This is a genomic window from Fusibacter sp. (genome assembly GCF_057447755.1).
Genome location: NZ_JBVBZF010000451.1, coordinates 1 through 2,249 on the forward strand (window position 1 = coordinate 1; position 2,249 = coordinate 2,249).

Consider the following 2,249-nt stretch of genomic DNA (forward strand, 5'->3'; position numbering starts at 1 on the left):
ACACCAAGCTCCAAACAATTGCCATGAGCTTGAGTTACAAGATTTTGTCTCATAATTCTGAGTCCATTATTTTCAAATGGTGCCATAAACAAATCATAAATATTCATTTGGGTCACATCCTTTGTTTTATTCTTTTGTCATTATTTGTAGAGACAATTCACAATTTTGATCTCTGCAAAACCAATAACACATATCATTTAAAACACCCTTTTATGGTGAACGACGAGTGCCACTTTGAAGCATATACTTCTTTTAATTACTCTACCACAAAGTTCCAAAAAAAAGTTGCACTTTTTAATGAAATATTAACTTTTTCATATACGGACTATAGGCTATAATAAATTGTAACCTTTCGTATATCAAAACATTTTATTAGGAGTACATAAATGAGAACTATTGTAACATTTTTTAAAGATAAAAAAGCATTGATCGCTATGATTTTAGCGCTCTCCCTCCCTGCAATAATTGAAATGGGCTTAAACACACTTTTAGGGGTTGCCGATGTGGTCATGCTTGGGCAACTCATTGGATCAAATGCAATTGCCTCAGTTGGTTTTTCAAATCAGATCATGTACCTCTTGATTTTCACCTTTTCGGCCTTCAACACGGGTGCCATTGCCATGATTTCAAGAGCCTATGGTGAAAAAGACTATGACAAGCTCAAGAACATAGCAGAACAAAATGTCATTTTGAACCTCATAATTGGTATCATCATTATGGTCATATCCCTAATGACGAGAGAGCTCATATTTACCATCTACGACATTGAACCCGCAATATTTGCTGACGCAGTGACTTACTTTACAATTATCCTTATTGGTTTTGTTCCCATGTTCTTATCTTTCTCCTTTGCCGCAATTCTAAGGGGTTCAGGAGATACTAAGACGCCTATGAGAATTACAGCACTTGTAAATGCCTTAAACGTCATTGGCAACTATGTCTTAATCACAGGATGGGGGCCTTTTCCTGAACTTGGAATTGCCGGGGCAGCACTTTCGACTTCATTATCAAGACTAGTCGCAGTATTGATTTATATCAACCACCTCTATTTCAAAGACCATGATTTTAAGTTAAAATTCAGACTAATCTTCGATACCAAGATTATAAGGCCTCTTTTTAGAATCAGCTTACCAGGTGGGATTGAGCAAGCACTAATGCAATTATCATTTGTTATAGTAGGTATTTTCATAGCTGAACTTACTACAAGTTCTGAGGCACTCTTTAGAATTTTAATTCAAATAGAATCCTTGTCCTTTATGCCAGCAGTGGGTTTCTCCATCGCAGCAGCAACTTTAGTCGGAAAATCGCTTGGTGAGAAGGATATCCAAAAGGCGACAGAGGTTGGCTACACAGCTTCCTTTCTTGGCATGTCCTGGGGCATCTTTATGGCCATTATTTTTCTAGTCTTTCCAAGTGCCTTAATTGCATTCTTTACGCATGAAAGTGAAATCATATTACTCGGCATACCGGTGATGCCTTTCCTAGCCATCAATCAACCCGGTTTAAACTTCATGATCGTAATAAGCGGTGCCCTGAGGGGTGCTGGTGACACGACTAAAGTCATGGTTTATACCATATTGAGATTATGGTTGTTCTTCGTACCACTTTCATATGTTTTCATACTCTACTTTGGAAATGGTGTTGCCGGTCTTTGGCATTCGGAGATTATTTCCATACTCTTATTTGCAAGTGCCTTATTTTATAGGTTTAAAGGAAAAAAATGGGCTGAGATTAGGATTGAATAGCATAATGCCTTCATGAACACTCACCAAATTGCATATTTCTTAAAGTGTTACATGTATCACATAAAATGCTAGCCTTTTAATGTGTAAAAATTGTTACTGTGTTAATGGATTTTACAAAAAACAGCACACCATTATTGGCGTGCTGTTTTTTTATGATATGCTCTTTTCAAATTTTAGATTGAGTAGCTTTGTTAATACTAAAATATATACAAAGCCGATCAAGGTGAATATCCAATATAAAGTCCCCTGTATCCCCGTATCAAGTAAGGCACTCAGTGACATGGCAGGCCAAAAACCTGGTAGAATTCCTACAATCCATTTAAAGGGTGCTGGCATATAAAAAGCTGCAAGTGGTAGCATAATGAGCATCCCCGAGCCTTTAACAATCGCAAATCCCTCTAGTCTATTTTTAGCGAAGCTGTTTATTAGGACCATATTGAAGGGTGCCGCTAAGGCCAGAAGTGCATTTAATATAATAGAGCTCATGAGGCTTAGCTTCATAAA

The 2,249-nt window shown here is 37.2% G+C and carries 2 protein-coding genes; one reads left to right on the forward strand and one right to left on the reverse strand.

All coding sequences use genetic code 11. The features are described 5' to 3' along the window. The first annotated feature begins 386 nt into the window (after window positions 1–386). Window positions 387–1,745, forward strand: coding sequence for an MATE family efflux transporter (locus tag AC220I_RS21535; protein WP_486725926.1), 1,359 nt, complete (start codon window positions 387–389; stop codon window positions 1,743–1,745). 150 nt (window positions 1,746–1,895) lie between these two features. On the opposite strand, the gene AC220I_RS21540 is transcribed toward AC220I_RS21535, so the two are convergent. After that, a partial coding sequence (locus tag AC220I_RS21540; protein ID WP_486725927.1) for a hypothetical protein occupies window positions 1,896–2,249 on the reverse strand: 354 nt, incomplete at its 5' end.